This is a genomic window from Halomonas sp. G15 (assembly GCF_021282295.1).
Lineage (GTDB): Bacteria > Pseudomonadota > Gammaproteobacteria > Pseudomonadales > Halomonadaceae > Halomonas > Halomonas alimentaria.
Genome location: NZ_JAJSPA010000085.1, coordinates 1 through 1,425, shown reverse-complemented (window position 1 = coordinate 1,425; position 1,425 = coordinate 1). Strand labels below are relative to the sequence as shown.

Here is a 1,425-nt window from a genome sequence, read left to right as displayed (position 1 = left end):
CTGCACCAGAAGTGGTTAGCCTAACTTCGGAGGGCGATCACCACGGTGTGGTTCATGACTGGGGTGAAGTCGTAACAAGGTAGCCGTAGGGGAACCTGCGGCTGGATCACCTCCTTACCGATATGTCCCCGACTGTCGGCAAGTGCTCACAATGAATTACCTGATCGACCAGAGCAAAAGACTGTTTGGGTATAGGCCCAGCGTGACCTTCGGGTCTGTAGCTCAGTTGGTTAGAGCGCACCCCTGATAAGGGTGAGGTCGGCAGTTCAAATCTGCCCAGACCCACCATTCTCTCGCTCAGTTGGTTAGAGCGCACCCCCTGGGGTTCATAAAGAGAAGGGTGAGGTCGCGGGGTTTGTTCAAATCTGCCCAGACCCACCAAATTTGCGTGATACTGCGTTACTCCGATACTCGCATAGCAGGCTATGCGTCGCATCGAAGCGCCTTGTCTCACACAAATTATCTTCGGGGCCTTAGCTCAGCTGGGAGAGCGCCTGCCTTGCACGCAGGAGGTCAGCGGTTCGATCCCGCTAGGCTCCACCATCTCCCACTCCCACAGTCTTACCTGATCGGATCCGCAGTCATAAGCCATCCTTGCACAGCGCAATGACCGGTTTATGACTGTCGATTGACAGTCTGCTCTTTAACAATGTGATTCATGCTGACAAACGTTCTTTCCGCAAGGAAAGGACACGAGATACGTCTCAAGCGTATCCGGCAATGTCGTGTGTCATCGCGGACCAGACCCTTTGGGGTTATATGGTCAAGCGATGAAGCGCATACGGTGGATGCCTAGGCAGCCAGAGGCGATGAAAGACGTGGAAGCCTGCGATAAGGCTCGGCGAGGTGGCAAACAACCTGTGACCCGGGCATTTCTGAATGGGGAAACCCACCCAGCATAAGCTGGGTATCCCGCACTGAATACATAGGTGTCGGGAGGCGAACCAGGGGAACTGAAACATCTAAGTACCCTGAGGAAAAGAAATCAACCGAGATTCCCCCAGTAGCGGCGAGCGACCGGGGACCAGCCCTTAAGCATGTGACTGATTAGACGAACGCGTTGGGAAGCGCGGCCATAGTGGGTGACAGCCCCGTAGTCGAAAATCTGATCATGTGAAATCGAGTAGGTCGGGGCACGAGAAACCTTGACTGAAGACGGGGGGACCATCCTCCAAGGCTAAATACTCCTGGCTGACCGATAGTGAACCAGTACCGTGAGGGAAAGGCGAAAAGAACCCCGGAGAGGGGAGTGAAATAGATCCTGAAACCGTATGCGTACAAGCAGTGGGAGCAGACGCGTTCTGTGACCGCGTACCTTTTGTATAATGGGTCAGCGACTTATTTTCAGTGGCGAGCTTAACCGTATAGGGGAGGCGTAGGGAAACCGAGTCTTAACTGGGCGACCAGTCGCTGGGAATAGACCCG

2 tRNA genes and 2 rRNA genes are annotated in these 1,425 nt (G+C 54.5%); all 4 read left to right on the top strand.

The features are described 5' to 3' along the window. A 16S ribosomal RNA gene (locus LWH48_RS18060) occupies window positions 1–117 on the top strand; the annotation flags it as partial. A gap of 94 nt (window positions 118–211) precedes the next feature. Further along, window positions 212–288 (top strand) — tRNA-Ile (locus LWH48_RS18055). Between the two features lie 179 nt (window positions 289–467). After that, a tRNA-Ala gene (locus LWH48_RS18050) sits at window positions 468–543 on the top strand. 218 nt (window positions 544–761) lie between these two features. Beyond that, window positions 762–1,425: ribosomal RNA gene (locus LWH48_RS18045) — 23S ribosomal RNA — on the top strand; the annotation flags it as partial.